The 25,779-nt window shown below is 60.9% G+C and carries 35 protein-coding genes; all 35 read right to left on the bottom strand.

Annotation, left to right across the window (positions count from 1 at the left end; genetic code table 11):
- Positions 1–51 precede the first annotated feature (51 nt).
- Positions 52–1,290 carry a TCR/Tet family MFS transporter gene (locus tag LH365_RS04640; RefSeq protein WP_226745011.1) on the bottom strand — a complete coding sequence of 413 codons (1,239 nt, stop codon included), beginning with the start codon at positions 1,288–1,290 and terminating at the stop codon, positions 52–54.
- Between the two features lie 47 nt (positions 1,291–1,337).
- Positions 1,338–2,609, bottom strand: coding sequence for a TCR/Tet family MFS transporter (locus tag LH365_RS04635; RefSeq protein WP_226745010.1), 1,272 nt, complete (start codon positions 2,607–2,609; stop codon positions 1,338–1,340).
- A gap of 151 nt (positions 2,610–2,760) precedes the next feature.
- Positions 2,761–4,023 (bottom strand): alkaline phosphatase family protein, encoded by a 1,263-nt coding sequence (locus tag LH365_RS04630; RefSeq protein WP_226745009.1) that lies wholly within the window; start codon positions 4,021–4,023, stop codon positions 2,761–2,763.
- Between the two features lie 142 nt (positions 4,024–4,165).
- A complete protein-coding gene (locus LH365_RS04625; RefSeq protein WP_226745008.1) occupies positions 4,166–4,327 on the bottom strand; it encodes a hypothetical protein in 162 nt (53 codons plus the stop codon).
- Between the two features lie 205 nt (positions 4,328–4,532).
- Complete coding sequence (rplQ, locus tag LH365_RS04620) at positions 4,533–4,952, bottom strand: 50S ribosomal protein L17 (protein ID WP_226745007.1); 420 nt, start codon at positions 4,950–4,952, stop codon at positions 4,533–4,535.
- Positions 4,953–5,209: 257 nt separating this feature from the next.
- Positions 5,210–6,226 (bottom strand): DNA-directed RNA polymerase subunit alpha, encoded by a 1,017-nt coding sequence (locus tag LH365_RS04615; protein WP_226745006.1) that lies wholly within the window; start codon positions 6,224–6,226, stop codon positions 5,210–5,212.
- 72 nt (positions 6,227–6,298) lie between these two features.
- On the bottom strand, positions 6,299–6,688 hold the full coding sequence (rpsK, locus tag LH365_RS04610) for a 30S ribosomal protein S11 (RefSeq protein WP_013478481.1): 390 nt from the start codon (positions 6,686–6,688) through the stop codon (positions 6,299–6,301).
- Between the two features lie 15 nt (positions 6,689–6,703).
- On the bottom strand, positions 6,704–7,072 hold the full coding sequence (gene rpsM / locus LH365_RS04605) for a 30S ribosomal protein S13 (protein WP_226745005.1): 369 nt from the start codon (positions 7,070–7,072) through the stop codon (positions 6,704–6,706).
- Positions 7,073–7,443: 371 nt separating this feature from the next.
- Positions 7,444–8,016 carry an adenylate kinase gene (locus tag LH365_RS04600; RefSeq protein WP_226745004.1) on the bottom strand — a complete coding sequence of 191 codons (573 nt, stop codon included), beginning with the start codon at positions 8,014–8,016 and terminating at the stop codon, positions 7,444–7,446.
- Complete coding sequence (gene secY, locus LH365_RS04595; protein WP_226745003.1) at positions 8,013–9,365, bottom strand: preprotein translocase subunit SecY; 1,353 nt, start codon at positions 9,363–9,365, stop codon at positions 8,013–8,015. Before secY ends, LH365_RS04600 begins: the two co-directional genes overlap by 4 nt.
- Before the next feature lie 225 nt (positions 9,366–9,590).
- A complete protein-coding gene (gene rplO / locus LH365_RS04590; protein ID WP_226745002.1) occupies positions 9,591–10,070 on the bottom strand; it encodes a 50S ribosomal protein L15 in 480 nt (159 codons plus the stop codon).
- 191 nt (positions 10,071–10,261) lie between these two features.
- On the bottom strand, positions 10,262–10,438 hold the full coding sequence (gene rpmD / locus LH365_RS04585) for a 50S ribosomal protein L30 (protein ID WP_107874162.1): 177 nt from the start codon (positions 10,436–10,438) through the stop codon (positions 10,262–10,264).
- Positions 10,439–10,443: 5 nt separating this feature from the next.
- Entirely contained in the window at positions 10,444–11,019 is a 576-nt protein-coding gene (gene rpsE / locus LH365_RS04580; RefSeq protein WP_013478475.1) for a 30S ribosomal protein S5, read from the bottom strand.
- Positions 11,020–11,031: 12 nt separating this feature from the next.
- Positions 11,032–11,385 (bottom strand): 50S ribosomal protein L18, encoded by a 354-nt coding sequence (gene rplR, locus LH365_RS04575; protein WP_226745001.1) that lies wholly within the window; start codon positions 11,383–11,385, stop codon positions 11,032–11,034.
- A gap of 3 nt (positions 11,386–11,388) precedes the next feature.
- Entirely contained in the window at positions 11,389–11,922 is a 534-nt protein-coding gene (rplF, locus tag LH365_RS04570) for a 50S ribosomal protein L6 (protein ID WP_226745000.1), read from the bottom strand.
- 37 nt (positions 11,923–11,959) lie between these two features.
- Positions 11,960–12,358: a 30S ribosomal protein S8 gene (gene rpsH / locus LH365_RS04565; protein WP_107874153.1), complete on the bottom strand. Its 399-nt coding sequence runs from the start codon at positions 12,356–12,358 to the stop codon at positions 11,960–11,962.
- A gap of 16 nt (positions 12,359–12,374) precedes the next feature.
- Positions 12,375–12,680 carry a 30S ribosomal protein S14 gene (gene rpsN / locus LH365_RS04560; protein ID WP_226744999.1) on the bottom strand — a complete coding sequence of 102 codons (306 nt, stop codon included), beginning with the start codon at positions 12,678–12,680 and terminating at the stop codon, positions 12,375–12,377.
- 18 nt (positions 12,681–12,698) lie between these two features.
- Positions 12,699–13,256, bottom strand: a complete 558-nt coding sequence (gene rplE / locus LH365_RS04555) for a 50S ribosomal protein L5 (RefSeq protein ID WP_107874146.1) — start codon at positions 13,254–13,256, stop codon at positions 12,699–12,701.
- Complete coding sequence (rplX, locus tag LH365_RS04550; protein ID WP_226744998.1) at positions 13,249–13,563, bottom strand: 50S ribosomal protein L24; 315 nt, start codon at positions 13,561–13,563, stop codon at positions 13,249–13,251. The genes rplE and rplX overlap by 8 nt, the downstream gene beginning before the upstream one ends.
- Positions 13,563–13,931, bottom strand: coding sequence for a 50S ribosomal protein L14 (gene rplN / locus LH365_RS04545; protein ID WP_013478468.1), 369 nt, complete (start codon positions 13,929–13,931; stop codon positions 13,563–13,565). The genes rplX and rplN overlap by 1 nt, the downstream gene beginning before the upstream one ends.
- A 334-nt stretch (positions 13,932–14,265) precedes the next feature.
- Positions 14,266–14,505 (bottom strand): 30S ribosomal protein S17, encoded by a 240-nt coding sequence (rpsQ, locus tag LH365_RS04540; protein ID WP_107874140.1) that lies wholly within the window; start codon positions 14,503–14,505, stop codon positions 14,266–14,268.
- A 12-nt stretch (positions 14,506–14,517) separates the two neighbouring features.
- On the bottom strand, positions 14,518–14,712 hold the full coding sequence (rpmC, locus tag LH365_RS04535) for a 50S ribosomal protein L29 (RefSeq protein ID WP_107874137.1): 195 nt from the start codon (positions 14,710–14,712) through the stop codon (positions 14,518–14,520).
- Between the two features lie 5 nt (positions 14,713–14,717).
- Entirely contained in the window at positions 14,718–15,146 is a 429-nt protein-coding gene (gene rplP / locus LH365_RS04530) for a 50S ribosomal protein L16 (protein WP_107874134.1), read from the bottom strand.
- Positions 15,147–15,151: 5 nt separating this feature from the next.
- Positions 15,152–15,907, bottom strand: a complete 756-nt coding sequence (rpsC, locus tag LH365_RS04525) for a 30S ribosomal protein S3 (protein WP_107874131.1) — start codon at positions 15,905–15,907, stop codon at positions 15,152–15,154.
- Entirely contained in the window at positions 15,907–16,290 is a 384-nt protein-coding gene (rplV, locus tag LH365_RS04520; RefSeq protein ID WP_013478463.1) for a 50S ribosomal protein L22, read from the bottom strand. Before rplV ends, rpsC begins: the two co-directional genes overlap by 1 nt.
- A gap of 3 nt (positions 16,291–16,293) precedes the next feature.
- Complete coding sequence (rpsS, locus tag LH365_RS04515) at positions 16,294–16,572, bottom strand: 30S ribosomal protein S19 (protein ID WP_107874128.1); 279 nt, start codon at positions 16,570–16,572, stop codon at positions 16,294–16,296.
- A 3-nt stretch (positions 16,573–16,575) separates the two neighbouring features.
- Positions 16,576–17,412 (bottom strand): 50S ribosomal protein L2, encoded by an 837-nt coding sequence (gene rplB / locus LH365_RS04510; RefSeq protein WP_226744997.1) that lies wholly within the window; start codon positions 17,410–17,412, stop codon positions 16,576–16,578.
- 15 nt (positions 17,413–17,427) lie between these two features.
- The gene (locus LH365_RS04505) at positions 17,428–17,724 is read right to left on the bottom strand and encodes a 50S ribosomal protein L23 (protein ID WP_107874122.1); all 297 of its coding nucleotides are present in this window, start codon (positions 17,722–17,724) and stop codon (positions 17,428–17,430) included.
- A 3-nt stretch (positions 17,725–17,727) separates the two neighbouring features.
- A complete protein-coding gene (gene rplD, locus LH365_RS04500) occupies positions 17,728–18,396 on the bottom strand; it encodes a 50S ribosomal protein L4 (RefSeq protein WP_226744996.1) in 669 nt (222 codons plus the stop codon).
- A gap of 2 nt (positions 18,397–18,398) precedes the next feature.
- Positions 18,399–19,130, bottom strand: a complete 732-nt coding sequence (gene rplC / locus LH365_RS04495) for a 50S ribosomal protein L3 (RefSeq protein WP_107874116.1) — start codon at positions 19,128–19,130, stop codon at positions 18,399–18,401.
- A gap of 11 nt (positions 19,131–19,141) precedes the next feature.
- The gene (rpsJ, locus tag LH365_RS04490) at positions 19,142–19,450 is read right to left on the bottom strand and encodes a 30S ribosomal protein S10 (RefSeq protein ID WP_006273890.1); all 309 of its coding nucleotides are present in this window, start codon (positions 19,448–19,450) and stop codon (positions 19,142–19,144) included.
- 305 nt (positions 19,451–19,755) lie between these two features.
- Positions 19,756–20,958, bottom strand: coding sequence for a GNAT family N-acetyltransferase (locus LH365_RS04485; RefSeq protein ID WP_226744995.1), 1,203 nt, complete (start codon positions 20,956–20,958; stop codon positions 19,756–19,758).
- Positions 20,959–21,043: 85 nt separating this feature from the next.
- On the bottom strand, positions 21,044–22,015 hold the full coding sequence (locus tag LH365_RS04480; RefSeq protein WP_226744994.1) for an endonuclease/exonuclease/phosphatase family protein: 972 nt from the start codon (positions 22,013–22,015) through the stop codon (positions 21,044–21,046).
- A gap of 163 nt (positions 22,016–22,178) precedes the next feature.
- Entirely contained in the window at positions 22,179–23,369 is a 1,191-nt protein-coding gene (gene tuf / locus LH365_RS04475) for an elongation factor Tu (RefSeq protein ID WP_226744993.1), read from the bottom strand.
- 205 nt (positions 23,370–23,574) lie between these two features.
- Positions 23,575–25,653 (bottom strand): elongation factor G, encoded by a 2,079-nt coding sequence (gene fusA / locus LH365_RS04470; protein WP_226744992.1) that lies wholly within the window; start codon positions 25,651–25,653, stop codon positions 23,575–23,577.
- Between the last annotated feature and the right edge of the window lie 126 nt (positions 25,654–25,779).

Raw genomic sequence — 25,779 nt, 5'->3', positions numbered from 1 at the left:
TGGATTCATGCCATCTAATGTAAAAACCAAAGTGGCGACTTCAAGGCCGAACTAAAACAGCGGTTCGCCATCGTGATGGACGACCGGCTGTTTAAGCGGCACCGGCTCCCCCTTGAGGCGATCCTTAACGCCCAGCGCCATCAGAAAGGCCACCAGCAGCACCAGCGCCGCCGAGAAGAAGGCCGCGCCCGACCACGCCTTGTCGACGCCGGGACGCGTCATCACCGACAGGATGTAGCCGAAGACAAAGGGTGCAATGATGCCCGACAGCGACATCAGGCTATTGACCGCACCTTGCAACAGGCCCTGATCGCTGTTGCCCACCCGCGTGGTCATCAGCGATTGCAGGGCGGCATTGGTCATGCCCCAGAAACTCATGATCGGGATGGTGAACAGAAAGACGCGCCAGTCGGTATTATAGCCATAGCTCATAAAGCCCGCCACGCCGCACAGCAGGCCGACGACCAGAGTCGCCTTCTCGCCTATGGCCTTGACGACCATGCCGGTCAGCCCCCCCTGCACGATCACCGCCCATACGGCGTAATAGGCCATGGCCAGGCCGACCTCGCGTTGCCCCCAGCCCAGCCGGTAGCTGGCATACAGCACGAAGGTCGCCGGAATGACGTGGTGGGCGAAATTCGACACCATGCTGATCAGGGCCAGCCGCATGACGCTCCTGGCCTTCCACAAAAAGAGAATGGAGCCGATGGGATTGGCGCTCTTGAGGCAGAAGGGCTTGCGATGATCCTTGTCGAGCGATTCCGGCAGGACCAGCGCCCCATAGGCGGCATTGAGCAGGCTTAAGCCCCCCGCCACCCAGAAGGGCAGCCGCAGGTCGATATGGCCCAGCATTCCGCCCAGTGCCGGCCCCATGACGAAGCCGACCCCGAAAGCCGCACCGATATAGCCGTACATCTGCGCCCGCTCGTCAGGCTCGGAAATGTCGCTGATATAGGCGTAGGCCGTGGTGATCGAGGACGAGGTGACGCCATTGAGCAACCGGCCGATCAGCAGCCACAACAGATTGCCGCTGAGCGCCATGATCAGATAGTCGAGCGCCAATCCCAGATTGGATAGGAGGATGATCGGCCGTCGCCCGAAGCGATCCGATAGCGAACCGAGGATGGGCGAGCAGACGAACTGCGTGAATCCCCATAGCGAGTTGAACACCCCGCTCCACCACGACGCCGCCGACACCGAGCCGACGAACTGCTCGATCAGGCGCGGCAGCACCGGAATGGCCAGACCGAGCGCCATCATGTCGAGGCAGACGGTAATGAAGATGAACATAACCCCCGGCTTCAGGTGTGCCTTAACGCCCCCCATACAGCCCTCGCTCAGTGCGTCGGGCCGGACGACGGCCCGGAATCCTGGCCGCCGTTACCGTCATGGCGGATGGAGGCCTTGACACCCGCGGCTATCAGCAGGGCGACGCCGAGAATGGCCGCCGCCAGCACGAAAGGCGCACCCGACGTCGCCGGACCGTAGGCCGAAGACACGGCAAACACCGCGCCGAAAACCAGCGGCGCGAAGATGCCCGCCGCCGACATCAGGCTCATATTGGCCCCTTGCAGCGTGCCTTGCTCCTGCGGCGCGACCTTGGACGACATCAGCGCCTGCGCCGCCGGTCCGGTCAGGCCCCACAGGCTCATCAACGGAATGAACAGCACATAGCTCTGCCAGGTCGGGGCCAGACCGTAGCCGACAAAGCCGATCACGCCGAAGGTAAGGCCGGCCAGCATGGCCTTCTTCTCGCCGATGGCCTTGACCACGCGACCGGTCAGACCGGCCTGCACGATGGCGCTGCACACACCCACGGCGGCCAGCGTCCAGCCGACCTCCTTGGGTCCCCAGCCATAGCGCAGCGAGGCATAGAGGACGAAGGTGGTGGGCAGGACCTGATGGGCGAAATTGACCGTCAGATTGATCAGCGACAGGCGCATCAGATCGCCGCTGCGGCTGAGGAAGCGGAAGGCCCCCAGCGGATTGGCGGCCCGGAAAGAGAAGGGCTTGCGGTTTTCCGCCGCCAGCGATTCCGGCAGGACGAACAGGCCATAGCAGAAGTTGAGCAGGCTCAGGCCCGCCGCGACGTAGAAGGGCAGACGCGGTTCGATGTCGCCCAGCACGCCGCCCAGCAGCGGCCCCAGCACGAAGCCGATACCGAAGGCGGCCCCCATCAGACCGAAATATTTCGCGCGGTTTTCCGGCTGGGTGACGTCGGAAATATAGGCGTAGGCCGTGGAGATGCTGGCCGAAGTGATGCCATTGATCAGACGGCCCAGCAGCAGCCACCACAAGCCCGGCGCCATGGCCATCAGCAGGTAATCGAAGCCCAGACCGAAGTTCGACAGCAGCACGATCGGACGGCGGCCGAAGCGGTCGGACAGGGCACCCACGACCGGCGAGGAAATGAACTGCATCACGCCCCAGATCGAGCCGAACAGCCCGACCCAATAGCCAGCCGTCGACTTATCCCCCACGAAATCGGCGATCAGAGCCGGCGTCACCGGAATGATCAGGCCCAGCGCTACGATATCGAGACAGATGGTTACGAAAATGAAGGGCACCGCCGCCTTGTGGCGACTTGTCAGGTCGGGGATTCCACTCACGTTTGAGCCTTGCGGACGGAGATAAACAGCCGCCCTACATAGGGGAATTCGACAGGCTTGGCTAGAGCGCGCCGCAATTTCCACCCCATCATTCGCCTTTACAATACACTGTTTTATATGAATTTATTCCAAGAAATCCATTGCAGCCCATTCAGGGCCGCTTCAGAGCCGGCCTGACATCGGCCAGTCGCCCGTCCGAAGGCTCAGCCTTCAGGCGCAAAAGACGCATGATCAATGGATAGACATTCACATTATCGAAGGTGTCGAGCGTCACGCCAGAGCGGATATCCGGTCCGAACGCGATCAGCCGGGTGTGCATTTCGGGGAAATACGGGTCGTAACCGTGGCTCCCGCCCTGCGGCTTCGGCATCCAGCCGTCTTTCGACGGCGTGACAATGTAGCCGCCTGGTTGGGCCAGGCAGACGATCGGCGGCACGCGGCCATGCTTGCCGTAATGGAATTTCGCCGGAATGTCGCCCTTGCGCCAGCACTGCATATGGTCGTGCGGCTTCAGCAAGGCGGCTTCCACGGTCTTTTTGTAGCCGGGATTGGGCGTGAAGCCGGCGACCTGACTACCCGTCACCGTCGCACTGCCTTCCGGCAGGAGATCGGCCACCTTGATGAAGGTTTCCGGCCTGTGCTTCGTCATGCCGTGATCGCCGACGATGACGATATTGACCCTGCCCCACAGGCCGCGCGCTTTCAGCCCTTCGATCAGATGACCGATGCCGTCATCCACGGCTTGCAGCGAGGCGGCGACTTCCGGGCTGTCAGGGCCGAAGTCGTGGCCGGCATGGTCGACGTCGCTGAAATAGAGAGTCAGGGCCTGCGGGCGCCCAGCCTCGGCTACCCCCGCCTCAGATACGTCGAACCAGGCCAGACCGCGATCGACCACGGTCCTCGGCGGCAGGTAGTCCTCGAACTCCGCATATCTGGCGGGTCGCGCGCCGTGGATTTCGGCCTCGGAACCCGGCCAGAACAGGGTGGCCACGCGCACGCCCTGCTGTTGCGCCGACACCCAGAAGGGCACGGCGTCGTTCCACCAGAAGCCGTCCGTGACCTGTTGGCGATCCGACAATTTGAAGGTCACGCCGGGGCGTCTGGGGTCGCGCATGGTATTGCCGACGATACCGTGATGGTCCGGACGCTTGCCGGTGACCAGCGTGTAATGGTTGGGGAAGGTCAGGGACGGGAAGCTGGGGCGCATGGCACCGGTCGCGCCGTTGTCGGCGAGATATTTCAGGTTGGGCGTCAGGCCGCGCGCATGATAGTCGGCGCGCCAGCCGTCGATGGAGATGAGGATCAGGGTAGGGCGTTCAACCGGTTGGCTGACCGGCAGGCTGGCGCAGGCCGACAAGACCAAAGCGGCCAGACCGCATACCCACAGGCGCCAGGCCTTCATACCCATTTGCATCACTCGCTCCTTTACCGCCCCTCCCTTTTCATTCGTAACTACCGGTCGTGACGGGTGGATGACAAGGACAGATACGAAAAGGCCTCCGGCGACACCGGAGGCCTTCCTTTACAGGTCAGGGCTTGATCAGAGCCTTGATGAATCAGTCGCAGGCGCGAACGGCGTCCAGTACCGGCTGATCGAACACTTCCGTCGTGTCAGACGGTTCGGATTGAGCGTAGGCATATTCCGTCATCGCTTCCGACAGGGCGAGCACGCCACCGACTTCGCCATAGTTCTGGGCCGTCTGGGTATCACTCAGCATTTTGGACCTCCTGTTTGGCTGTTGGGAAACATTGCCAATTCCGTCCCCGACGAAATCCGCATCCCGACGATAGGGAATAAAGCCGCACTAAGGAAGTCACACATCTGCCTCAATCGTTCACAGCCGCGTTAACAAAGGTTGATGAAATACAAAAGACCTCCGGATAGCTCCGGAGGCCTTTCTTTAACTGCCTGAGCAGAATGGCTTATTCTTCGCCGGCATCCTCGACCGAGAAGACCGGGCCCGAATCCTTGCCCTTGGCCGATTCGTCGCGGTCGACGAATTCGATCACAGCCATGGCGGCGTTGTCGCCGTGGCGGAAGCCAGCCTTCATGATGCGGATATAGCCGCCGTTACGGTCGGCGTAGCGCTTGGCCAGCACGTCGAACAGCTTGGCGACTTGCGGCACGTCGCGGACGCGCGAGATGGCGATGCGGCGGTCGTGAAGGGTGCCCGACTTGGCGAGGGTCACCAGCTTTTCGACGAAGGGACGCAGTTCCTTGGCCTTCGGCAGGGTGGTGACGATTTGTTCGTGCTTGATCAGCGAGGCCGACATGTTGGCGAACATGGCGATGCGGTGCGAGGTGGTGCGACCGAGTTTACGGTAGCCGGTGCCGTGACGCATAATAGTGCTCCATAAGATCACGCCGCACTCTGGCGTTGCGTGACCCCAAAAACGAGCCCGAAGTCAAAGGTCGAAGGGCCTTCGTGACCCCTGCCCGCTCCGAACGTCCGCCGGACGACGTGTCCTTTGGAAATTACCGGGACAAGGTTTTGGTCTTTCCCGATAAGTCGAACGTGATTTCGTGAAATTCACCTTCTATAAAAAGGCAGGAGGCCCGAACCTTGCGATCCGGGCCTCTTCTGTCTCTTTCAGAAGTCTTAGATTTGGTCTTCGAACTTCTTGGCGAGGTCCTCGACGTTTTCAGGCGGCCAGTTCGGCACATCCATGCCGAGCGACAGCCCCATCGATTGCAGGACTTCCTTGATTTCGTTCAGCGACTTGCGGCCGAAGTTCGGGGTACGGAGCATTTCCGATTCCGTCTTCTGGATCAGGTCGCCGATATAGACGATGTTGTCGTTCTTCAGGCAGTTCGCCGAACGGACGCTAAGTTCCAGTTCGTCGACCTTCTTGAGGAGGGCCGGGTTGAACGGCAGCTCAGGCTTACCCTCTTCGACGACGGCCGGCTTCGGCTCTTCGAAGGTGATGAATATCTGGAGCTGGTCCTGAAGGATGCGCGCGGCGTAGGCCACGGCGTCCACGGGGGTCACGGCGGCGTTGGTTTCAACGTCAAGAACCAGCTTGTCGTAATCGAGCGACTGACCCTGACGGGTCGGCTCGACGCGGTAAGCCACCTTCTTGACCGGCGAATAGAGCGCATCGACGGCGATCAGGCCGATCGGCGCGTCTTCCGGGCGCAGACGGTCGGCGGGGACGTAGCCCTTGCCGGTCTGAACCGTGAACTCCATGCGCACCGAGGCGCCTTCGTCCAGCGTACAGATGACGTGATCGGGGTTCAGCACTTCGATGTCCGAAGGGACGTCGATCATGCCGGCGGTCACCGGACCGGCCGACGAGGCGCGCAGAACCATGCGCTTCGGGCCTTCCGCGTGCATACGGAGCGCCAGTTGCTTGATATTGAGGATAATGTCGACCACGTCTTCACGAACACCCTCGATAGAGGAAAATTCGTGAACAACGCCGTCGATTTGTACCGCCGTCACCGCCGCCCCTTGCAGGGAGGACAGGAGAACGCGGCGCAGAGCATTGCCGAGCGTCACGCCAAAGCCGCGTTCCAGGGGTTCCGCGACAAGACGCATCTTGCGCTGGGAATCCTGACCGGACTCGATTTGGGGCTTCTCGGGACGAATAAGCTGCTGCCAGTTTCTTTCGATCATTGCGTCCCTCAGACGAGAATGGTTGCCCCCGGCTTTACGCCGGGGGCAACGGAAAAGGGGTAGAAATCGGTATTAAACGCGACGACGCTTCGGCGGACGGCAGCCGTTGTGCGGGATCGGGGTCACGTCACGGATGGTCGTGATCGTGAAGCCGACGGCCTGCAGCGCGCGCAGGGCCGATTCACGGCCCGAACCCGGACCGGCGACGCTGACTTCCAGCGTCTTCACACCGTGCTCGATCGCCTTCTTTCCGGCGTCTTCAGCGGCAACCTGAGCCGCATACGGGGTCGACTTGCGCGAACCCTTGAAGCCCATGTGACCGGCCGACGACCACGAAATCGCATTACCCTGCGCGTCCGTGATGGTGATCATGGTGTTGTTGAAAGAGGCGTTGACGTGCGCCACGCCCGAGGTGATATTCTTGCGCTCGCGCTTTTTAACGCGTGAAGGTTCTTTGGCCATAAGTCAGAATCCCGATTATTTCTTCTTGCCGGCGATGGGCTTCGCCGGACCCTTGCGGGTGCGGGCGTTCGTGTGAGTGCGCTGACCGCGGACCGGCAGGCCCTTACGATGACGCAGGCCGCGGTAGCAGGCCAGGTCCATCAGGCGCTTGATGTTCATGGACGTTTCGCGACGCAGATCGCCTTCGACCAGATAGTCACGGTCGATGGTTTCGCGGATCTGCAACACTTCGGCGTCCGAGAGCGAATTAACGCGACGGGCGTCCTCGATGCCCACCTTTTCCACGATTTCCTTGGCCTTTTGCTGACCAATGCCGTGGATATACTGGAGCGCGATGATGACGCGCTTGTTGGTCGGTATGTTGACGCCTGCGATACGGGCCACGTCTGAATCTCCTGAACGTACTTTTGCACGTTAAAAGGCGAAAGGGACGCGCCAGCCACCCCACCCCTCAGGGATGGCGGTTAAGCGGGCACAAGCGCCTTTCGCGGAAGCTGCCCCTTATACAGAGGGTTTTGCTCCCGTCAATGGGTAGGATTGAGATATTGTCAAGATTCAAACTTGAATCTGTCCAACAGCTCGGTGAGTTCCGTTGTCAAAGCCGTTAACGGGAGGTGAAAGCCGTTGCAAGCCCCGAAAAGACGGTAGATGCGGTTTCCGGCCTGAACCGGAAGGGTGGCCCCCTCCCCTTTTACGGGTCGGAAGCCTTGGGGACCGAGATCCCCTGATCTCATTTTTGACGCCTCATAGGGCTCTTAGCCGACCAGTTCCGAAAGCGCGGCTTCGATTCGGGCCGAAACCTCTTCGACCGAACCCATGCCGTCGACCTCGACCAGTTTGCCCTGCGCCGAATAGTAGGGCAGCAAAGGCGCGGTCTGGGCATTATAGGCCGCCAGACGCACCTTGTAGCTTTCCGGATTGTCGTCGGTGCGGCCCTGCTCGGCGAAACGCTTTTCAATGCGTTCGATCAGCGCGTCGTCATCGACCTTGAGGCGCACAACGATGTCGATCGAGGCACCGCGCGCCGCCAGCATGGCGTCGAGCGCTTCGGCCTGAGCCACAGTGCGGGGGAAGCCGTCGAAGATGGCGCCGCCCGCGGCCTCGGCCGCCGGGAGATTCGTCTTGATCAGGTCGATCACGATGTCGTCGGACACCAGTCCGCCGGTGTCGATGATCGACTTGACCTTCTGGCCCAGCTCGGAACCCGAGGCGATGGCGGCGCGCAGCATGTCGCCGGTAGAAAGCTGCACCATATTGTGCGCCACCACCAGACGTTTCGCCTGCGTGCCTTTACCCGCCGCCGGAGGTCCGAAAAGAATCAGGTTCATCTGCCGCGCGCTCCCCGCATTTTTGATTTCTTGATCAGGCCGTCATACTGGTGCGCCAGCAGATGCGACTGAATCTGGGCCACCGTATCCATGGTCACGGTCACGACGATGAGGATCGAGGTGCCGCCGAAATAGAAGCTGTTGCCGAGGTTCGAGATCAGGAATTCCGGCAGCAGACAGACGATGGTGATATAGGCCGCGCCGATGACCGTGATGCGGGTCAGCACGAAATCGAGATATTCCGCCGTACGCTTGCCCGGACGGATGCCCGGCAGGAAGCCGCCATACTTGCGCAGGTTCTCGGCCGTTTCGTCCGGATTGAACACCAGCGAGGTGTACAGGAAGCAGAAGAAGATGATCAGGGCGGCATAGAGCGCCATGAAGATCGGCTGACCGTGGGTGAGTTGCGCCGTCACGCCGGGCAACCAAGACAACCACGACGGCACCTGCGACGGATCGCGGGCCAGGAAGGCGGCGGCGGTCGTCGGCATCAGCAGCAGCGACGAGGCGAAGATCGGCGGAATGACGCCGGCGGTATTGACCTTCAGCGGCATGAAGGACGATTCGCCGCCCATGACGCGGTTACCGACCTGACGCTTCGGATACTGCACCAGCAGGCGGCGCTGCGAACGTTCCATGAAAACGATAAAGACGATGGCGGCGATCAGAACCAGCACGATCAGCAGCAGCACGCCGGCATTGATCTGGCCTTCCTTGGCCAGGGCCAGCAGGTTGGTGATGGTGCGCGGCAGGACCGCGACGATACCGGCAAAGATGATCAGCGAGGTGCCGTTGCCGACGCCGCGCGCCGTGATCTGCTCACCCAGCCACATCAGGAACATGGTGCCGCCCGTGAGCGTCACGACCGACGAGATGAGGAACATCGGCCCTGGATCGAGGGCCAGCCCCGACGCCTGCATACCCGCGGCGATCGAGAAGGACTGCACCAGAGCCAGAATAAGGGTCAGGTAGCGCGTATACTGGTTAAGCTGCTTGCGGCCGGCTTCGCCGCCTTCTTTGCGCAGCTTTTCCCACGGCGCATAGACGGAGCCCATCAGTTGAACGATGATCGAGGCCGAGATGTACGGCATGATGTTCAGGGCGAAGATGGCCATACGCTCGACGGCGCCGCCTGAGAACATGTTGAACATGCCCAGAATGCCCTGGGACTGCCCTGAGAAGGCCTGCTCGAAGGCCGCCAGATCGATGCCGGGAATGGGGATATAGGTCCCCAGACGATAGACGATCAGTGCGCCCAGAGTGAAAAGAAGACGCTTGTGAAGCTCCGTCGCCTTGGCAAAGGCGCCGAAGTTCAGATTGGCCGCTAATTGTTCAGCCGCAGATGCCATGAAAACCTCAAGTCGCGGACGGAACCAACGATTCCATCCTGTCTGTACCACCCTTACGGGCCCCGCAAGCCGTTGTCAAAGCGAGTGACGTCCGGCTTTGGTCGCATATGGGGAGGCTAAATCGAAAATGCCGCGCCCTGATCGCCTTTTCGCGCATTTGATTCCAAAAACCGCAGAACACTTTTTGGAATGCGCTTAAAACATCAGGGCGCGTGACATTTTAGCTTAGGCTTCGGTCTTGACCGGACGCGCCTGAGCGACCGAGCCGCCAGCGGCTTCCACGGCCTTCACCGCCGAAGCGGTCGCCGAATAGACCGACAGGGTCAGCTTCGCCTTCAGTTCGCCTTCACCGAGCAGACGCACGCCGTCCAGCTCGCGACGGATAACGCCGGCGGCCTTCAGGGCGGCGGCGTCGACCGTGGCGGAAGCGTCGAGCTTGCCCGCGTCGATGGCTTGTTGCAGACGCCACAGGTTGACTTCGGCGTATTCAGCGCGGTTGTGCTTGTTGAAGCCGCGCTTGGGCATACGCATGTACAGCGGCATTTGACCGCCTTCGAAGCCCAGCAGCGACACGCCGGTACGCGACTTTTGACCCTTCACACCACGACCCGAGGTCTTGCCCTTGCCCGAACCGGGGCCACGGCCAACACGCATGCGGCCCTTGGTGGCGCCTTCGTTATCGCGGATTTCATTCAGTTTGGTCATCTGGGATGCCTTTCTTGATAGGTGCGCCGGCGCAGGCGCGCCAACTCGGCTGGAAAAACAGAAACCGTTAAGAAATACGGCTCTCATAAATAGCAAAACGCCCCGACATTGCTGCCGGGGCGTTTCGTTTAGTCTTTGCGCATCAACTTGTCCGAAAACCGCAGAACACTTTCCGGTTTGATGCGGGGCGCTTACTCAACGATTTCGATGAGGTGCGCGACCTTGGCGATCATGCCGCGAACCGAAGGGGTATCCTCCAGCGTCGAGACACGGCCCATGCGGTTCAGACCGAGGCCGACGAGCGTCGCGCGCTGGTCCTTGGTGCGGCGGATGGGGCTGCCGGTTTGCTTGACAGTGACTTGAGCCATGATGATTAGCCCTCGATCGATTCAGGCGACGAAGCGCCATCGTTGCGGCGGGTCAGGATGTCGCCGACCTTCTTACCGCGCTTGGCGGCGATCTGACGGGGCGAAGACTGCACCTTCAGAGCTTCGAAGGTGGCGCGCACCATGTTGTAGGGGTTCGACGAACCGAGCGACTTGCCCACGACGTCGGAGACGCCCAGGGTTTCGAGCACGGCGCGCATCGGACCACCCGCGATCACCCCGGTGCCCGGAGGGGCCGCGCGGAGCTGGATCTTGCCGGCGCCCCAACGGCCGTAACCGTCGTGGTGCAGGGTGCGGGATTCGCGCAACGGAATGCGAACCATCGACTTCTTGGCTTCTTCGGTCGCCTTGCGGATGGCTTCCGGCACTTCGCGCGCCTTGCCATGACCGAAGCCGACGCGGCCCTTCTGGTCACCAACGACCATCAGAGCAGCGAAGCTGAAGCGACGGCCACCCTTCACGGTGGCGGCGACGCGGTTGATGTGGACGAGCTTTTCGACGAACTCCGAAGGTTCTTCGGTGCGTTCGCGACGATCGTTGCGGTTTTCGCTGGGACGAGCCATTGAACGTACCCCTTAGAAGTTGAGACCGGCTTCACGCGCGGCATCAGCCAACGCCTTCACCCGACCGTGATAGATGTAACCGCCACGGTCAAAGACAACGTCCTTGATACCGGCTTCGATGGCGCGCTGGGCGACCAGCTTGCCGACTTCGGTAGCCGAAGCAGCGTTCGAACCCCGCTTGTCGGCCGTTTCGAGCGACGAAGCGGCGGCAACGGTGACGCCCTTGGCATCGTCGATGACCTGAGCGTAGATGTTCTTGTCCGAACGGAAGACCGACAGACGCGGGCGACCGTTGGCGAGGCTCTTGAGGCGGGTGCGGTTACGTTGCGCCCGGCGAGCCTGTTGTTCACGAGGAGAGAGAGCCATGGCTTACTTCTTCTTCCCTTCCTTGCGGCGAACCTTCTCGCCGGCGTAACGGACACCCTTGGCCTTGTAGGGCTCAGGCGGACGAATCTTGCGGATCTTGGCGGCGAGTTCGCCGACGACCTGCTTGTCGATGCCCTGGATCTTGATTTCGGTCTGCTTCGGCACGACGAAGGTGACGCCGGCGGGCGGCGCGACTTCGACCGGGTGCGAGAAGCCGAGCGACAGTTCGAGGTTGTTGCCCTTCATGGCGGCGCGGTAACCGACGCCGACCAGTTCGAGGCTCGACTCGAAGCCGTCCGTGACGCCCTTCACCATGTTGGCGATGAGCGTGCGCGACAGACCCCACATCGCCTTGTGGCGAGCGGTTTCACCACGCGGCGCCACCGACAGGTTGTCGGCTTCGTGCGTGACTTCGATTTCTTCAACGACGGTCCAGTTCAGTTGGCCCTTGGGCCCCTTGACCGTGATGGCCTGACCGTCGAGCGTGATGGTCACGCCCTTCGGTACTGCAATGGCCTTTTTCCCAATACGAGACATTCTTTGTTCCTATGGTCTTAAGCAAGTCCCGCCGGTCTTAGTAGACGCGGCAGAGGACTTCGCCACCGACGTTTTGTTCGCGGGCAGCGGTGTCAGACAGGACGCCCTTCGGCGTGGACAGGATCGCGATACCGAGGCCGTTCTTGATCGGCTTCAGATCTTTGATCGACGAATAGACACGGCGGCCCGGCTTGGACACGCGGGCGATTTCCGCGATGACCGGCTGGCCGTCGAAGTATTTCAGTTCGATTTCGAACTGCGGGAATTCACCCGGAACTTCGAGCAGCTCGTAGCCGCGGATATAGCCTTCGTCCTTGAGGACGTCGAGGACGCGCGCACGCAGCTTCGAGGCGGGGGTGAGCAGCTTCGAACGCTTGCGCTGGGCGGCGTTCTTGATGCGGGCGATCATATCGCTCAGGGGATCAGAGATGAACATGTTGTTTGATCTTCCCTTACCAGCTGGCCTTGGTCATGCCGGGGATTTGCCCCTCGTTGGCCAGCTTGCGCAGGCTAACGCGGCTCATCTTGAGCTTGCGGTAGAAGGCGCGCGGGCGGCCGGTGACTTCGCAGCGGTTGCGGATGCGGGTGGGCGCCGAGTTGCGGGGCAGCTTGGCGAGGGCGAGACGGGCGGCGAAGCGCTCTTCCAGCGGAAGGGATTCGTCGATGGCAGCAGCCTTAAGCGCGGCGCGCTTGGCGGCGTACTTGTCGACGAGCTTCTTGACCATCTCGTTACGGTTTACAGCCGATTTCTTAGCCATGGTTCTGTACCTTCCCCCTTACGACGTGAACGGGAACTGGAAGTGCTTCAGGAGAGCCTTGGCTTCCTTGTCGCTCTTCGCCGTGGTGCAGACGACAATGTCCATGCCCCACATCTGGTCGATCTGATCGTAGTTGATTTCCGGGAACACGATGTGTTCCTTCAGGCCCATGGCGTAGTTGCCACGGCCGTCGAAGGAGTTACCGTTCAGGCCGCGGAAATCCTTCACGCGCGGCAGCGCGATCGTGATCAGGCGGTCCAGGAATTCGTACATACGGTGCTTGCGCAGCGTGACCTTGGCGCCGATCACCATGCCTTCACGCAGCTTGAAGCCGGCGATGGACTTGCGGGCCTTGGTTTCAGCCGGCTTCTGACCGGTGATAGCCGCCAGGTCCGCGATCGCGGCCTTGACCTTCTTGGAGTCGGCAACCGCTTCGCCGATACCCATGTTCACGACGATCTTGTCGAGCTTGGGAACCTGCATTTCGTTGGTGTAGCCGAATTCTTCCTTCAGGGCGGCGCGGATCGTGTCCGTGTAAACCGTCTTGAGGCGCGGAGTATAAGCTTGATCAGCCATTGATGACCTCACCGGTGCTCTTGGCGAAGCGCACCTTCTTGTCGCCTTCGACGCGGAAACCGACGCGGGTCGGCTTGCCGTTGGCGTCAGCCACGGCCACGTTCGAAAGGTGAAGCGAAGCTTCCTTGTTGATGATGCCGCCTTGCGGGTTCGTTTGCGACGCGCGCGTATGGCGCTGCACGACGTTGATGCCCTGAACCAGGACGCGATTCTCGGTCGGGAGAATCTTCAGGACGGTGCCGGTGCGGCCCTTGTCCTTGCCCGTCAGAACGACGACCTTGTCGCCCTTTTTAACTTTCGCAGCCATTAGAGAACCTCCGGCGCCAGCGAAATGATCTTCATGTGGTTCTTGGCGCGCAGCTCGCGCGGAACCGGGCCGAAGATACGGGTGCCGATGGGCTCGCCCGACTTGTTGACGATGACAGCGGCGTTGGTGTCGAAACGGATGACCGAACCGTCCTTGCGCTGAATGTCTTTCGAGGTGCGCACGACTATGGCGCGCAGAACGTCGCCCTTCTTCACGCGGCCACGGGGGATCGCTTCCTTAACCGAGACGACGATCAGGTCACCCACCGAGGCGTAACGGCGCTTGGAGCCGCCCAACACCTTGATGCACATGACCCGGCGCGCGCCCGAATTATCGGCAACGTCCAGATTAGTTTGCATCTGAATCATAATTCAAACTTTCCAAAATCTCGCGCAGGCCATGCCCTTTCGGGCGCGGTCCCCCGCGAAGACGACTGAGGATTCCGAGGAAGCGGGCCTTAAAGCCTATTTCCGTGGAATTAGCAAACGGAAAAATGCCCGACGGAGTCGCCCGGAACTGAATCCGGACTGTCCGTGAGCATTTCTCCGAAACGCAACGTCTGCGAAGGGTATTCAAGCTTGTTTGACGCGCATCTTTTCCGAAAACCGCTAAACACTTTTCGGGATGCGCTCGCCGGAACCGGATCGCAAATGTTACAAAGACCGAAGTCCGGAAGGCCTGAACCCTCCGGACCTGAAAATCTTAGGCTGCGTCCTTGGGAAGTGCTTCCCAGGTCTTCAGCTTGGACTTCGGCGCGCACTCGATGATACGAGCGACTTCGCCAGCCTTGTAGGTGTTGTTCTCATCGTGAGCGTGGTAGCGCTTCGAAACGCGAACCGGCTTCTTAAGAACCGGGTGCAGAACGGTACGCTCGACCTTCACGACGATGGTCTTGTTGCCCTTGTCGGAAACAACCAGACCTTCAAGAATGCGCTTGGGCATGGTCTATTCCTCTTAGGCGGACTTCTGAGCGGTCAGAAGCGACTTGATGCGGGCGATGTCCTTGCGGACCTCGTCCACGCGGTGGGTTTTTTCCAGTTGGCCAGTGGCCTTCTGGAAGCGGAGGTTGAACTGTTCCTTTTTGAGGTTCAGCAGTTCTTCCTGCAGCTGATCGGGGGTCTTGCCCCGCAGTTCGGCGATCTTGGTCATGGTCCCTACTCCGCCGCGATGCCGGCGTCGAGACGGGTCACGACGCGGGTGCTGACCGGCAGCTTCGCCGCACCAAGACGCAGGGCCTCACGGGCAATGTCGTCCGGCACGCCGTCGATTTCAAACAGGATGCGGCCGGGCGCCACACGAGCGGCCCAGTAATCCACAGCCCCCTTACCCTTACCCATCCGGACTTCGGCGGGCTTGCCCGTGACGGGCAAGTCCGGGAAGATACGGATCCAGACGCGGCCCTGACGCTTCATTTGACGCGTGATGGCCCGACGGGCGGCTTCGATCTGACGGGCGGTCAGGCGCTCAGGCTCGACCGTCTTCAGACCATAGGAACCAAAGTTCAGCGTGTAGCCGCCCTTGGCATTACCGTGGATGCGGCCCTTGAAGGCCTTACGGTATTTTGTGCGCTTAGGAAGCAGCATAGCGATTAGGCCTCCTTGTTATTGCGATCGCGGCGCGGGCCACGATTGTTGCGATCACCGCGCTCAGGACGCTCGTTCGACGAGGGGCCCGAAGCTTCCTGCGACCAGCGCTTGTCCTGGGCCATCGGATCGTGCTCAAGGACTTCGCCCTTGAAGATCCAGACCTTGACGCCGATGATGCCGTAGGTGGTCAGAGCTTCGGCAAAGCCGAAGTCGATGTCCGCACGCAGGGTGTGCAGCGGCACGCGACCTTCACGGTACCATTCCATACGGGCGATTTCCGCACCGCCGAGACGACCCGACAGGTTCATACGGATGCCCTTGGCGCCCAGACGCATGGCCGACTGGATCGAACGCTTCATGGCGCGACGGAAGGCCACGCGGCGCTCCAGCTGCTGAGCGATCGATTCGGCGACCAGTTGCGAGTCGACTTCCGGCTTGCGGACTTCGACCAGGTTCAGGAACACTTCGCCTTCGGTGAGAGCGGCGATTTCCTTACGCAGCTTGTCGATGTCGGCACCCTTTTTGCCGATCACCACGCCCGGACGGGCGGCATAGATGGTGATGCGGCACTTCTTGTGCGGACGCTCGATGATGATGCGCGACACGCCGGCGGCGTTCAGCTTTTCCTTCAGTTCCTTACGGATCTTCAGGTCCTGGTGAAGCAGCTTGGCGTATTCCTGACGGGCGGCGAACCAGCGCGAGTCCCAGGTACGGTTGACGCCAAGGCGCAGACCGATCGGATTGACTTTCTGACCCATTAGGCAGCCTCTTGACCAAGTTCACGGACGACGATGGTCAGTTCCGAGAAGGGCTTCAGGATACGCGACGAGCGACCGCGAGCGCGGGACGCGAAGCGCTTCATGACGATGTTCTTGCCCACATAGGCCTCGGCGACGAACAGGTTGTCGATGTCGAGGTTGTGGTTGTTTTCGGCGTTCGAGATCGCCGAATACAGGGCCTTGCGAACGTCGCCGGCGATACGCTTGTGCGAGAATTCAAGCTCGTTGAGCGCGCGCTGGACCTTCAGGCCGCGGATCGACTGGGCCACCAGATTCAGCTTGTAAGGGCTGATGCGGATGGAGACCAGCTTGGCGCGGGCTTCGGTCGGCTTTACGCGGCGAGGATTGGACGTTTGCGACATGGCTTACTTCCTCTTCGCCTTCTTGTCAGCGGCGTGACCGGGGAAGTTCCGCGTAGGCGAAAATTCACCGAGCTTCATGCCGACCATGTCTTCCGACACCAGCACCGGCACGTGCTTCTGACCATTGTAAACACCAAACGACAGCCCCACGAACTGGGGCATGATGACGGAGCGGCGCGACCACGTCTTGATGACGTCCTTGCGACCGCTGCCCTGAGCCGCTTCCACCTTCTTGAGAAGGTGGCCATCGACAAAGGGACCTTTCCATACGGAGCGAGCCATGGATTAGCGAGCCTTCTTAAGGTGACGCGAGCGGATGATGAACTTATCCGTCGCTTTGTTGGTACGGGTCTTGCGGCCCTTGGTGGGCTTGCCCCACGGAGTGACCGGGTTACGACCACCGGAGGTACGGCCTTCACCACCACCGTGCGGGTGGTCGATCGGGTTCATGGCCACACCACGAACGTGCGGACGCCAGCCCTTGTGACGGGCGCGACCGGCCTTACCGAGGCTTTCGTTCATGTGGTCCGGGTTGGACACGGCGCCGACGGTGGCCATGCAGGTGTCGAGCACCATGCGCAGCTCGCCCGAACCCAGACGGATCTGGGCGTAACCGGCGTCACGACCAACCAGCTGGGCGTAGGCACCAGCCGAACGGGCCAGCTGACCGCCCTTGAAGGGCTTCAGCTCGACATTGTGGATGATCGTACCGACCGGCAGGGCGCGCAGCGGAGCCGCGTTACCCGGCTTCACGTCGACCTTTTCCGAGGCGATGATCGTGTCTCCGGCCTTGAGGCGTTGCGGGGCCAGGATATAGGCCTTTTCGCCGTCGGCGTAGTTGATCAGCGCGATGAACGCGGTGCGGTTCGGGTCGTACTCCAGACGCTCAACCGTACCGGCCACGTCGAACTTGCGACGCTTGAAGTCGATGATGCGGTAGAGCTTCTTCGCGCCGCCGCCGCGGAAACGGACAGCGACACGACCGCCGGCACCACGGCCGCCGGACTTGGTCAGACCTTCGACCAGAGCCTTTTCGGGACGGCCCTTATGCAGTTCGGAACGGTCAACGAGAACCAGTTCGCGACGGCCGGGCGAGGTCGGATTAAAATGCTTCAAAGCCATTGTTAAAACCTCCCCTTACAGACCGGTGGTGATGTCGATGGATTGGCCCTCTTCGAGGGTGACAATCGCCTTCTTGACATCGTTGCGACGGCCCATGATGCCCTTGAAGCGCTTGGTCTTGCCCTTCGTGACAACCGTGTTGACCTTGACGACCTTGACGTTGAAGAGCGCTTCAACGGCCGAGGCGATTTCATCCTTAGAGGAGTCCAGCGACACCTTGAAGACCACCTTGTTCTGTTCCGACAGAACGGTCGCCTTTTCGGTGATGTGCGGCGCCAGGATGACGTCGTAATTGCGGATAGTAGCAGCCATGGCTTAGGCCTCCCCACCGACCGAGGCGTTAGCCGAGGCGGTCTTGGTGTCTGCGAAGCGGGCTTCGATCGCTTCCACCGCCGACTTCGTCAGGACCAGCGTATGGCGGCGCAGAACGTCATAAACGTTCAGACCGGCCGACGGCAGGACGTCGATGTTGGGGATGTTGCGCGAAGCGAGGGCGAAGTTGGTGTCAACTTCGGGACCCGCGATGATAAGAGCGTTCTTCAGGCCCAGCGTTTCGAACTTGGCGCGAAGAGCCGCGGTCTTGGTCGAGTCCAGCGCGGCCTGATCGAGAACGATCAGCGAGCCGGCCTTGGCCTTCGAGGACAAAGCATGACGCAGGCCGAGGGCGCGAACCTTCTTCTGCAGGTCGAAGGCGTGCGAGCGAACGACCGGACCGAAGGCGCGCGAACCGCCGACGAACTGCGGTGCACGGCGCGAACCGTGACGAGCGCCGCCCGAACCCTTTTGCTTGTACATCTTCTTACCCGTGCGAGAATTCTCGTTGCGGGTCTGAACCTTGTGCGTACCGGCGCGGCGCTTGGCCAACTGCCAGTTGACGACGCGGGCCAGGATGTCGTTGCGGATCTCTTCGAGGCCGAAAACGGCGTCAGAGACGTCAACCGAACCGGCCTTGCCGTTGTCGAGGGTGATAACGTCGAGTTTCATGATTATTCAGCACCCTCTTCTTGAGCGGGCGCTTCCTCAGCTTGAGCCGGAGCGGCGGCAGCCTTTTTCAGACCGGCCGGGAACGGCAGGTCTTGCGGAGCCGACTTCTTCACGGCGTCACGGATCTTGACGAACGAGCCTTCCGCACCCGGGACAGCGCCACGGATGAAGATCAGGCCGCGCTCGACGTCGATGCGAACGACTTCGAGGTTGAGCGTGGTGACGGTTTCAACACCATAGTGACCGGCCATCTTCTTGCCGGGGAAGGTGCGGCCCGGATCCTGACGGTTACCCGTCGAACCGTGGGCGCGGTGCGAGACCGAAACACCGTGGGTAGCGCGCATGCCGCCGAAATTCCAGCGCTTCATGGCACCGGCAAAACCCTTACCGATGGTCGTGCCCTGGATGTCGACGCGCTGACCTTCGACGAAGTGATCGGCCGAGAATTCGGCGCCGACTTCGACGAGGGCGTCTTCAGTGACGCGGAACTCGGACAGGATGGCCTTGGGCTCGACTTGAGCCTTGGCGAAACGCTCGCGCTCGGGCTTCGAGACGTTCTTGGCCTTGCGGGTGCCGGCACCCAGTTGCAGGGCGGTGTAGCCGTCCTTGTCCTTGGTGCGCTGGGCCACAACCTGGCAGCCTTCGAGCGAAAGGACGGTGACGGGGGTGTGCTGGCCCTGCGCGTCGAAATAACGCGTCATGCCCAGCTTCTTGGCGAGGAGACCTGTTCTCATGACCGGGCCCCTTAAATCTTGATCTCGACGTCCACGCCGGCGGACAGGTCGAGCTTCATCAGCGCGTCAACGGTCTGCGGGGTGGGGTCGACGATATCCAGCACGCGCTTGTGGGTGCGGATTTCGAACTGTTCACGGGACTTCTTGTCGACGTGCGGCGAACGGTTCACGGTGAAGCGCTCAATCAGCGTCGGCAGGGGGATCGGCCCCCGGACGGTGGCACCGGTGCGCTTGGCCGTGTTCACGATTTCACGTGTGGAATGGTCCAGCACGCGGTGATCGAAGGCCTTGAGCCTGATGCGGATATTCTGACGATCCATATCGCTCTTATTCCAAGTTAAGGGGTTGCGTATCCCGCGTCCGTTGAACCATTTCAAAGACCAGCTTCGATCCCAATTCAGAGACCGACGCGTTATCCGCAAAAACAAAGCCGCGCGGTGTTACCCGCGTGGCCATTCGGAAAATCTGGAAGCGTCACCTTATATGTAAGACGAGGCCGCCGATTTAATTTGTAGTATGCGGATCGCGTCTAAAGCCAGAGCTTCACTGCCAATCCAACAGAGGTGGCGTATATGCCGAAGGAGTCGCCTGTCGTCAACCCCTGACATCAGGAATCTTTGCCGGCTTAGGCCGCAATGTCGTTCGCAGGGCCCGCCGGCGACGGCGCAGAGGTGCGCAGACGGCTCATACCGCGGCGGAACAGGGCCTGAAAAGCGTCGCGCTTGCCTTTTGCGTCCGTTTCACAGGCACGGATGACGCGCAGGCGACGTTGCAGGCTGAGCCGGATGTCCCGCAACCTGTCACGCGCCACGGGCGACAAGGCGACAAAGGCATCGGCCATGACCGTCATCAGATTCGCCCGTGCCTCGACCGTCCCTTCGAGGCAGACGCGCGCCGGAGAGGTCATGGTGTGTTTATACCCCTCCCCGCCCGCGCCGAAATCGACTTGCGTCACCCCCAGCGCGGCCGCGTGCTGCATGATGCGCAGCGACAACAGGATGCCGGGGCTGTAGCGGTGATAGGCTTCCGAATAGGCCGGGAACCAGAAATGCATATAGTGGCCGCGCATCAGGCAGATTTCAGCGGCCACCAGTACTGGCTCTTCGCCGCTCGTGTCGCGGAACACCCCTACCCTCAGCCCGAAACCTTCGTCCTGACGCTTGGCCAGTTGACTCAGCAGGTTCAGCGTCCAGCCGCAGCCGAACACGTCGTGCATGCCCGAACGGCTATATTGCTCGCGCTTCTGGTCTATGACCCATTGCAGGAGTTCGGGCGTGACCATTTCGAACGTGAAGTCAAAGCCGCCGAAGTCCTTTTCTATATTGCGCTGGCAGCGGCCGACATTTTTATAGAACTTGTGATGCAGGCTCTTCTGGCGCGCATAGTAGGCGTCGTAGCCCTCGGACAGATCGGCGATCTGCGTCACCGCCTCGATAGTGCGGGTCCGCGCCTTCTCCGCCGTCATATCGCCGACCCAGCCCATGAATTCCAGACGGTTGGCTTTCAGGCTGCGCAGCAGCAACTGATAATCCATGACGAAGCCGTCGTCGGCGATGACGCCGTGATAGTCGGTCAACGGTGCGCCGAGCGGCTGAATGGTCCGCCCGCGCACCTGGTACGGCAGATAGCCGGCGATCTGGCCCTGCTCGTCATAAAGACGCGCAATGAAGGCGTCAGGTACGCTCTGGCCGATGTCCATGACGTAGCGCACGTCGAAATAAGGACCGATCAGGTCGGGACGGCGCGAGGTGAACCCTTCCCAGGCTGCGATATCTTCAGCCGTCAGCGCTTCGGGCGCGACGCTTTCGATGCGTTTCAGTCTGGCCATCCGGTTCCCCTGCATTGGTATTCAACCGGATGTACAGGAACGAGGTTTATTTAGGCCTAAGCCGTAAGGTTAACGACATGGGGGGTTAATTCTGCCGCTTGCGCTGGATCAGCGCATCGAGCACCTGACCGTCGATGTCGGTATTGATCTGCATCCACAGCGGCAGGTGGTCGGACAACTGATAGGTGAAGGCCGCCTTGTCCATATCGGGATAGCTCTCGACCGGAAACAGCGGGCGGTGATCTCCGGCATAGAAGTCGAGCACGCCGCCTGCATTGGTGAAACTCTCGCTGAACTGCGTGAAGTGCAACATCTGGTCGTAGCGCTTGTCGCGCGCCAGATTGGTGCCGAACTCGTCCCTGGCTAAAGCCGTCGGTATCTTCAAGCCGCAATCGAGCAGGGCTTGCAACATGGGGCCGTCGCGTTTGGGGATGTTGAAATCGCCCATGACGATGATGTCCTTGTCTTCGGCCATCTTTTCCTTCGTCTTGGCGCCGATCCACGCCGCCAGCCCTTCGATCTCTTTCAACCGGGCCGCTTCGGTTTCGCCCCAGCGAACATGGGTGGTGAAGGCCAGAAAATCGAAATTGCCCGACTTGAACGAGGCCAGATAGGGCGAACGCCACCAGCTATCGTCGCTGAGATACTCGCTGCCGCGTTTGGTGCGGGGCGGTGAGGGTTCGGCGGCCAGACCGTTGAACACCACGGCGCGCGTGTCGAACAGGTAGCAGATGCGCTCGTAATTGCCGCCGTGGTCGCGGATGGCGTCGGAGTAAACGACATCCCAGTACGGGCCGAGGATGGGCAAAACGCGTTGCAGGTCCGACAGATTGTCGCGCAACTCGACCACGCCGATCAGATCGAACTGCCCCAGTATCTCGGCAATATAATGTATGGCCGCCTGCGTGCGGCGCTTCTTGCCGAATTCCCGGATATTCCAGGTAGCGATATTGAGGGTTTCATCCAGCTTCGACGGCGGGATGTTCGCCGCCTCGATACGCTTACGCAGCGTCTTCAGACCCTCGGCGATCTCCAGACTGACATTGCCATGAAACATGCCACCCTCCGCTTTTCAACCGTCAGGAGAATGGCGCAGTTTCATGACACTGTCGAGAACGGCAAAAAACCCCCTGAGCGGACTCAGGGGGTTTTCTTTAGTCTTGATCGGTGTCGCCTGCGCCCGATTAAGGGTGCAGGGTCCGAGACCCTGCTACCTAAAATCAGGCGAGGATCTTGGCCACGACGCCGGCGCCGACGGTGCGGCCACCTTCACGGATAGCGAAGCGGAGCTTCTCTTCCATGGCGATCGGGGTGATCAGTTCGACGTCCAGCTCGGCGTTGTCGCCCGGCATGATCATTTCCACGCCTTCTTTCAGCTTCACGATGCCGGTCACGTCAGTCGTACGGAAGTAGAACTGCGGACGGTAGTTGGTGAAGAACGGCGTGTGACGGCCGCCTTCTTCCTTCGTGAGGATGTAGGCTTCGGCGATGAACTTGGTGTGCGGCGTGATCGAACCCGGCTTGCAGAGAACCTGACCGCGCTCGACGTCTTCACGCTTCGTACCGCGCAGCAGAACGCCGACGTTGTCACCGGCTTGACCTTGGTCCAGCAGCTTGCGGAACATTTCGACGCCCGTGCAGGTCGTCTTCTGAACCGGACGGATGCCGACGATTTCAACTTCTTCGCCAACCTTGACGATGCCGCGCTCGACGCGACCGGTCACAACCGTACCACGGCCCGAAATCGAGAACACGTCTTCGACCGGCATCAGGAACGGCAGGTCAACCGGACGCTCCGGCTGCGGGATGTAGTCGTCGACAGTTTGCATCAGAGCCAGGATCTGGTTTTCACCGATTTCCGGGTTCACGCCATCGGTCGCGGCCTTGGCCGAACCCTTGGTGATGGGGATATCGTCGCCCGGGAACTGATAGGACGACAGGAGTTCACGAACTTCCATTTCGACCAGTTCGAGCAGCTCTTCGTCGTCGACCAGGTCGACCTTGTTCATGAACACGACCAGAGCCGGCACGCCGACCTGGCGAGCGAGCAGGATGTGTTCGCGGGTTTGCGGCATCGGGCCGTCAGCGGCGGAGACGACCAAGATAGCGCCGTCCATCTGAGCGGCGCCGGTGATCATGTTCTTCACGTAGTCGGCGTGGCCCGGGCAGTCGACGTGCGCGTAGTGACGGTTGGCCGTCTCGTACTCGACGTGAGCCGTGTTGATCGTGATGCCGCGAGCCTTTTCTTCCGGAGCGGCGTCGATGTCGGCGTAGTTCTTGGCAACAGCGCCACCGGTCTTCGCCAGCGTCATCGTGATCGCGGCGGTCAGGGTGGTCTTGCCATGGTCGACGTGACCGATGGTGCCGATGTTGCAGTGCGGCTTAGTACGGTTGAATTTTTCCTTGGCCATTTCAAATCCCCGCAAATCTGCGGGCCTTCACTCGGTTAGGGGTTGGAAACTTGGGGGTCGATCCGGGCCGGAGCACAAACAGAATGTCCGGCCTGACCGCGGTGGGTCCGGCCCGTAGCATAGTCTTTGCCACGGGCCAAGCTCTTTTGATTGTCGCGCATTTGATTCCGAAAACCGCTGAACACTTTTCGGAATGCGCTAAACCTTAGGCGTACTTCTTGATCACTTCGTCAGCCACGTGCTGCGGCACGGGCTCGTAGTGGTCGTACACCATGGAGAACTGCGCACGGCCTTGCGACATACCGCGCAGGGTATTCACGTAACCGAACATGTTCGCCAGCGGCACGAAGGCGTCGACGACGATGGCGTTGCCGCGCATGTCCTGACCCTGGATCATGCCACGACGACCATTGAGGTCGCCGATGACCGAACCGAGGTATTCTTCCGGCGTCACGACTTCGACCTTCATGATCGGCTCAAGCAGCTTCGGGCCGCCCTTTTCACGCAGTTCCTTGAAGGCGGCGCGCGAGGCGATTTCGAAGGCCAGAACCGACGAGTCGACGTCATGGTAGGCGCCGTCGATCAGGGTGGCCTTGAAGTCGATCAGCGGGAAGCCGGCCAGCAGACCGTTTTCCTTGGCCGATTCGAGGCCCTTGGTGACGCCCGGAATGTATTCCTTCGGCACCGCGCCGCCGACGATGGCCGACTCGAACACGAAGCCCGTGCCGGGCTCGCCCGGTTCGAACACCAGCTTGATACGGGCGAACTGACCCGTACCGCCGGTCTGCTTCTTGTGCGTGTAGTCGATTTCCGCCTTGCGGGTGATCGATTCGCGATAGGCCACCTGCGGCGCGCCGATATTGGCTTCCACCTTATAGGTGCGCTTCAGGATGTCGATCTTGATGTCGAGGTGCAGTTCACCCATGCCCTTCAGGATCGTCTGGCCCGACTCGTGGTCGGTCGAAACGGTGAAGGACGGGTCTTCGGACGCCAGCTTGGCCAGGGCGACGCCCAGCTTTTCCTGGTCGGCCTTCGACTTGGGCTCGACGGCGATTTCGATAACCGGCGCCGGGAACTCCATGCGCTCAAGGATCACCGGCGACTTCAGCGGATCGCAGAGGGTGTCACCCGTGCGGGTGTCCTTCAGACCGGCCAGAGCGACGATGTCGCCGGCATAGGCTTCCTTGATGTCTTCGCGGTTGTTCGAGTGCATCAGCAGCATACGGCCGACGCGCTCGCGCTTGTCGCGGGTCGAGTTCAGCAGGCCCATGCCGGCTTCCATCTTGCCCGAATAGAGGCGGCAGAAGGTCAGCGAACCGACGAAGGGGTCGTCCATGATCTTGAACGCCAGAACCGACAGAGGCTCTTCGTCCGAAGCCTTGCGGGTGACTTCTTCTTCGGTCTTGTAGTCGATGCCTTTCGTCGGCGGGATATCCACCGGCGACGGCAGGTAGTCGACGACGGCGTCGAGCAGCGTCTGAACGCCCTTGTTCTTGAACGCCGAACCGCAGAGGATCGGATAGAAGGCGCCGGTCAGAACCGCCTTACGGATGCACTTCTTGATGGTCGCTTCGTCCGGCTCGTTGCCTTCCAGATAGGCTTCCATGGCTTCGTCGTCGAGTTCGACGGCGTTGTCGATCAGGTACTGACGGGCTTCGTTGGCCTTTTCGACCAGGTCGGCGGGGATCGGCTCGTCCTTGTAGGACGCGCCCAGACCGTCATTGTCCCAGATCACGGCGGTCATGCGGACGATATCGACCAGACCCCTGAGGTTCGATTCCGAACCGATCGGGAACTGGATCGGCACGGCCTTGGCGCCCAGACGGTCACGGATCGATTCGACCGACTTGTCAAAGTCGGCGCCGATCTTGTCCATCTTGTTGACGAAGACGATGCGCGGCACGTTGTACTTGTCGGCCTGACGCCAGACGGTTTCGGTCTGGGGCTCAACGCCGGCATTGCCGTCCAGAACCGTGACGGCGCCGTCGAGCACGCGGAGCGAACGTTCGACTTCGATGGTGAAGTCCACGTGGCCCGGGGTGTCGATGATGTTCAGGCGCTTGCCTTCCCAGAAAGCGGTCGTCGCGGCGGACGTGATGGTGATGCCGCGCTCCTGCTCCTGCTCCATCCAGTCCATGGTGGCGGCACCATCGTGGACTTCGCCGATCTTGTGGCTCTTGCCAGTGTAGTAGAGGATACGTTCCGTAGTCGTGGTCTTGCCGGCGTCGATGTGCGCCATGATACCAAAGTTACGGTAGTCCTCGATTTTGTGACTGCGGGGCATGTACGGGCCTCAGACAAAAAGGGGATTCAGAAAAAGTTCGGTAGGAACTATGCGTAGGCGCGGGAGACTTAGGTTAAGTCGCCCGCGCCTTATAGACCTTTTTTGACAGGACCGTGACAGCCCTGT

Source organism: Asticcacaulis sp. AND118, assembly GCF_020535245.1.
Classification (GTDB): domain Bacteria; phylum Pseudomonadota; class Alphaproteobacteria; order Caulobacterales; family Caulobacteraceae; genus Asticcacaulis.
The sequence above is the reverse complement of the archived record's forward strand: the minus strand, read 5'-3'. Positions and strand labels throughout refer to the sequence as shown.

Bases quoted from the DNA above. Each gene is read 5' to 3' on its own strand.
- rplN (WP_013478468.1), bottom strand. From the start codon at position 13,931: ATGATTCAGATGCAAACTAATCTGGACGTTGCCGATAATTCGGGCGCG.
- rplE (WP_107874146.1), bottom strand. From the start codon at position 13,256: ATGGCTGATCAAGCTTATACTCCGCGCCTCAAGACGGTTTACACGGAC.
- rpsH (WP_107874153.1), bottom strand. From the start codon at position 12,358: ATGTTCATCTCTGATCCCCTGAGCGATATGATCGCCCGCATCAAGAAC.
- LH365_RS04505 (WP_107874122.1), bottom strand. From the start codon at position 17,724: ATGGCTGCTACTATCCGCAATTACGACGTCATCCTGGCGCCGCACATC.
- rplF (WP_226745000.1), bottom strand. From the start codon at position 11,922: ATGTCTCGTATTGGGAAAAAGGCCATTGCAGTACCGAAGGGCGTGACC.
- rplQ (WP_226745007.1), bottom strand. From the start codon at position 4,952: ATGCGTCACGGCACCGGCTACCGTAAACTCGGTCGCACCACCTCGCAC.
- rplP (WP_107874134.1), bottom strand. From the start codon at position 15,146: ATGCTGCTTCCTAAGCGCACAAAATACCGTAAGGCCTTCAAGGGCCGC.
- rpsK (WP_013478481.1), bottom strand. From the start codon at position 6,688: ATGGCCAAAGAACCTTCACGCGTTAAAAAGCGCGAGCGCAAGAATATC.
- LH365_RS04625 (WP_226745008.1), bottom strand. From the start codon at position 4,327: ATGCTGAGTGATACCCAGACGGCCCAGAACTATGGCGAAGTCGGTGGC.
- rplD (WP_226744996.1), bottom strand. From the start codon at position 18,396: ATGAAACTCGACGTTATCACCCTCGACAACGGCAAGGCCGGTTCGGTT.
- tuf (WP_226744993.1), bottom strand. From the start codon at position 23,369: ATGGCCAAGGAAAAATTCAACCGTACTAAGCCGCACTGCAACATCGGC.
- rpsE (WP_013478475.1), bottom strand. From the start codon at position 11,019: ATGGCTCGTCCCAGCGAAAACCGCAACGATCGTCGCGAACGCACCGAA.
- LH365_RS04480 (WP_226744994.1), bottom strand. From the start codon at position 22,015: ATGTTTCATGGCAATGTCAGTCTGGAGATCGCCGAGGGTCTGAAGACG.
- fusA (WP_226744992.1), bottom strand. From the start codon at position 25,653: ATGCCCCGCAGTCACAAAATCGAGGACTACCGTAACTTTGGTATCATG.
- rpsN (WP_226744999.1), bottom strand. From the start codon at position 12,680: ATGGCTAAGAAATCGGCTGTAAACCGTAACGAGATGGTCAAGAAGCTC.
- rpsS (WP_107874128.1), bottom strand. From the start codon at position 16,572: ATGGCTCGCTCCGTATGGAAAGGTCCCTTTGTCGATGGCCACCTTCTC.
- rplO (WP_226745002.1), bottom strand. From the start codon at position 10,070: ATGACCAAACTGAATGAAATCCGCGATAACGAAGGCGCCACCAAGGGC.
- LH365_RS04600 (WP_226745004.1), bottom strand. From the start codon at position 8,016: ATGAACCTGATTCTTTTCGGACCTCCGGCGGCGGGTAAAGGCACGCAG.
- rpsC (WP_107874131.1), bottom strand. From the start codon at position 15,907: ATGGGTCAGAAAGTCAATCCGATCGGTCTGCGCCTTGGCGTCAACCGT.
- rpsJ (WP_006273890.1), bottom strand. From the start codon at position 19,450: ATGGATCGTCAGAATATCCGCATCAGGCTCAAGGCCTTCGATCACCGC.
- LH365_RS04640 (WP_226745011.1), bottom strand. From the start codon at position 1,290: ATGTTCATCTTCATTACCGTCTGCCTCGACATGATGGCGCTCGGTCTG.
- rplC (WP_107874116.1), bottom strand. From the start codon at position 19,130: ATGAGAACAGGTCTCCTCGCCAAGAAGCTGGGCATGACGCGTTATTTC.
- LH365_RS04630 (WP_226745009.1), bottom strand. From the start codon at position 4,023: ATGCAAATGGGTATGAAGGCCTGGCGCCTGTGGGTATGCGGTCTGGCC.
- rpmC (WP_107874137.1), bottom strand. From the start codon at position 14,712: ATGACCAAGATCGCCGAACTGCGGGGCAAGACCCCCGATCAGCTGCAG.
- rpsQ (WP_107874140.1), bottom strand. From the start codon at position 14,505: ATGCCCAAGCGCATTCTTGAAGGTCTGGTTGTTTCCGACAAGGGCAAC.
- rpmD (WP_107874162.1), bottom strand. From the start codon at position 10,438: ATGGCTCAAGTCACTGTCAAGCAAACCGGCAGCCCCATCCGCCGCACC.
- LH365_RS04485 (WP_226744995.1), bottom strand. From the start codon at position 20,958: ATGGCCAGACTGAAACGCATCGAAAGCGTCGCGCCCGAAGCGCTGACG.
- secY (WP_226745003.1), bottom strand. From the start codon at position 9,365: ATGGCATCTGCGGCTGAACAATTAGCGGCCAATCTGAACTTCGGCGCC.
- rplX (WP_226744998.1), bottom strand. From the start codon at position 13,563: ATGGCTGCGAAAGTTAAAAAGGGCGACAAGGTCGTCGTTCTGACGGGC.
- rplV (WP_013478463.1), bottom strand. From the start codon at position 16,290: ATGTCGCAAACGTCCAATCCTCGCCGCGTAAAGCCGACCGAAGCCCGC.
- rplB (WP_226744997.1), bottom strand. From the start codon at position 17,412: ATGGCTTTGAAGCATTTTAATCCGACCTCGCCCGGCCGTCGCGAACTG.
- LH365_RS04615 (WP_226745006.1), bottom strand. From the start codon at position 6,226: ATGATCGAAAGAAACTGGCAGCAGCTTATTCGTCCCGAGAAGCCCCAA.
- rplR (WP_226745001.1), bottom strand. From the start codon at position 11,385: ATGGCTCTCTCTCCTCGTGAACAACAGGCTCGCCGGGCGCAACGTAAC.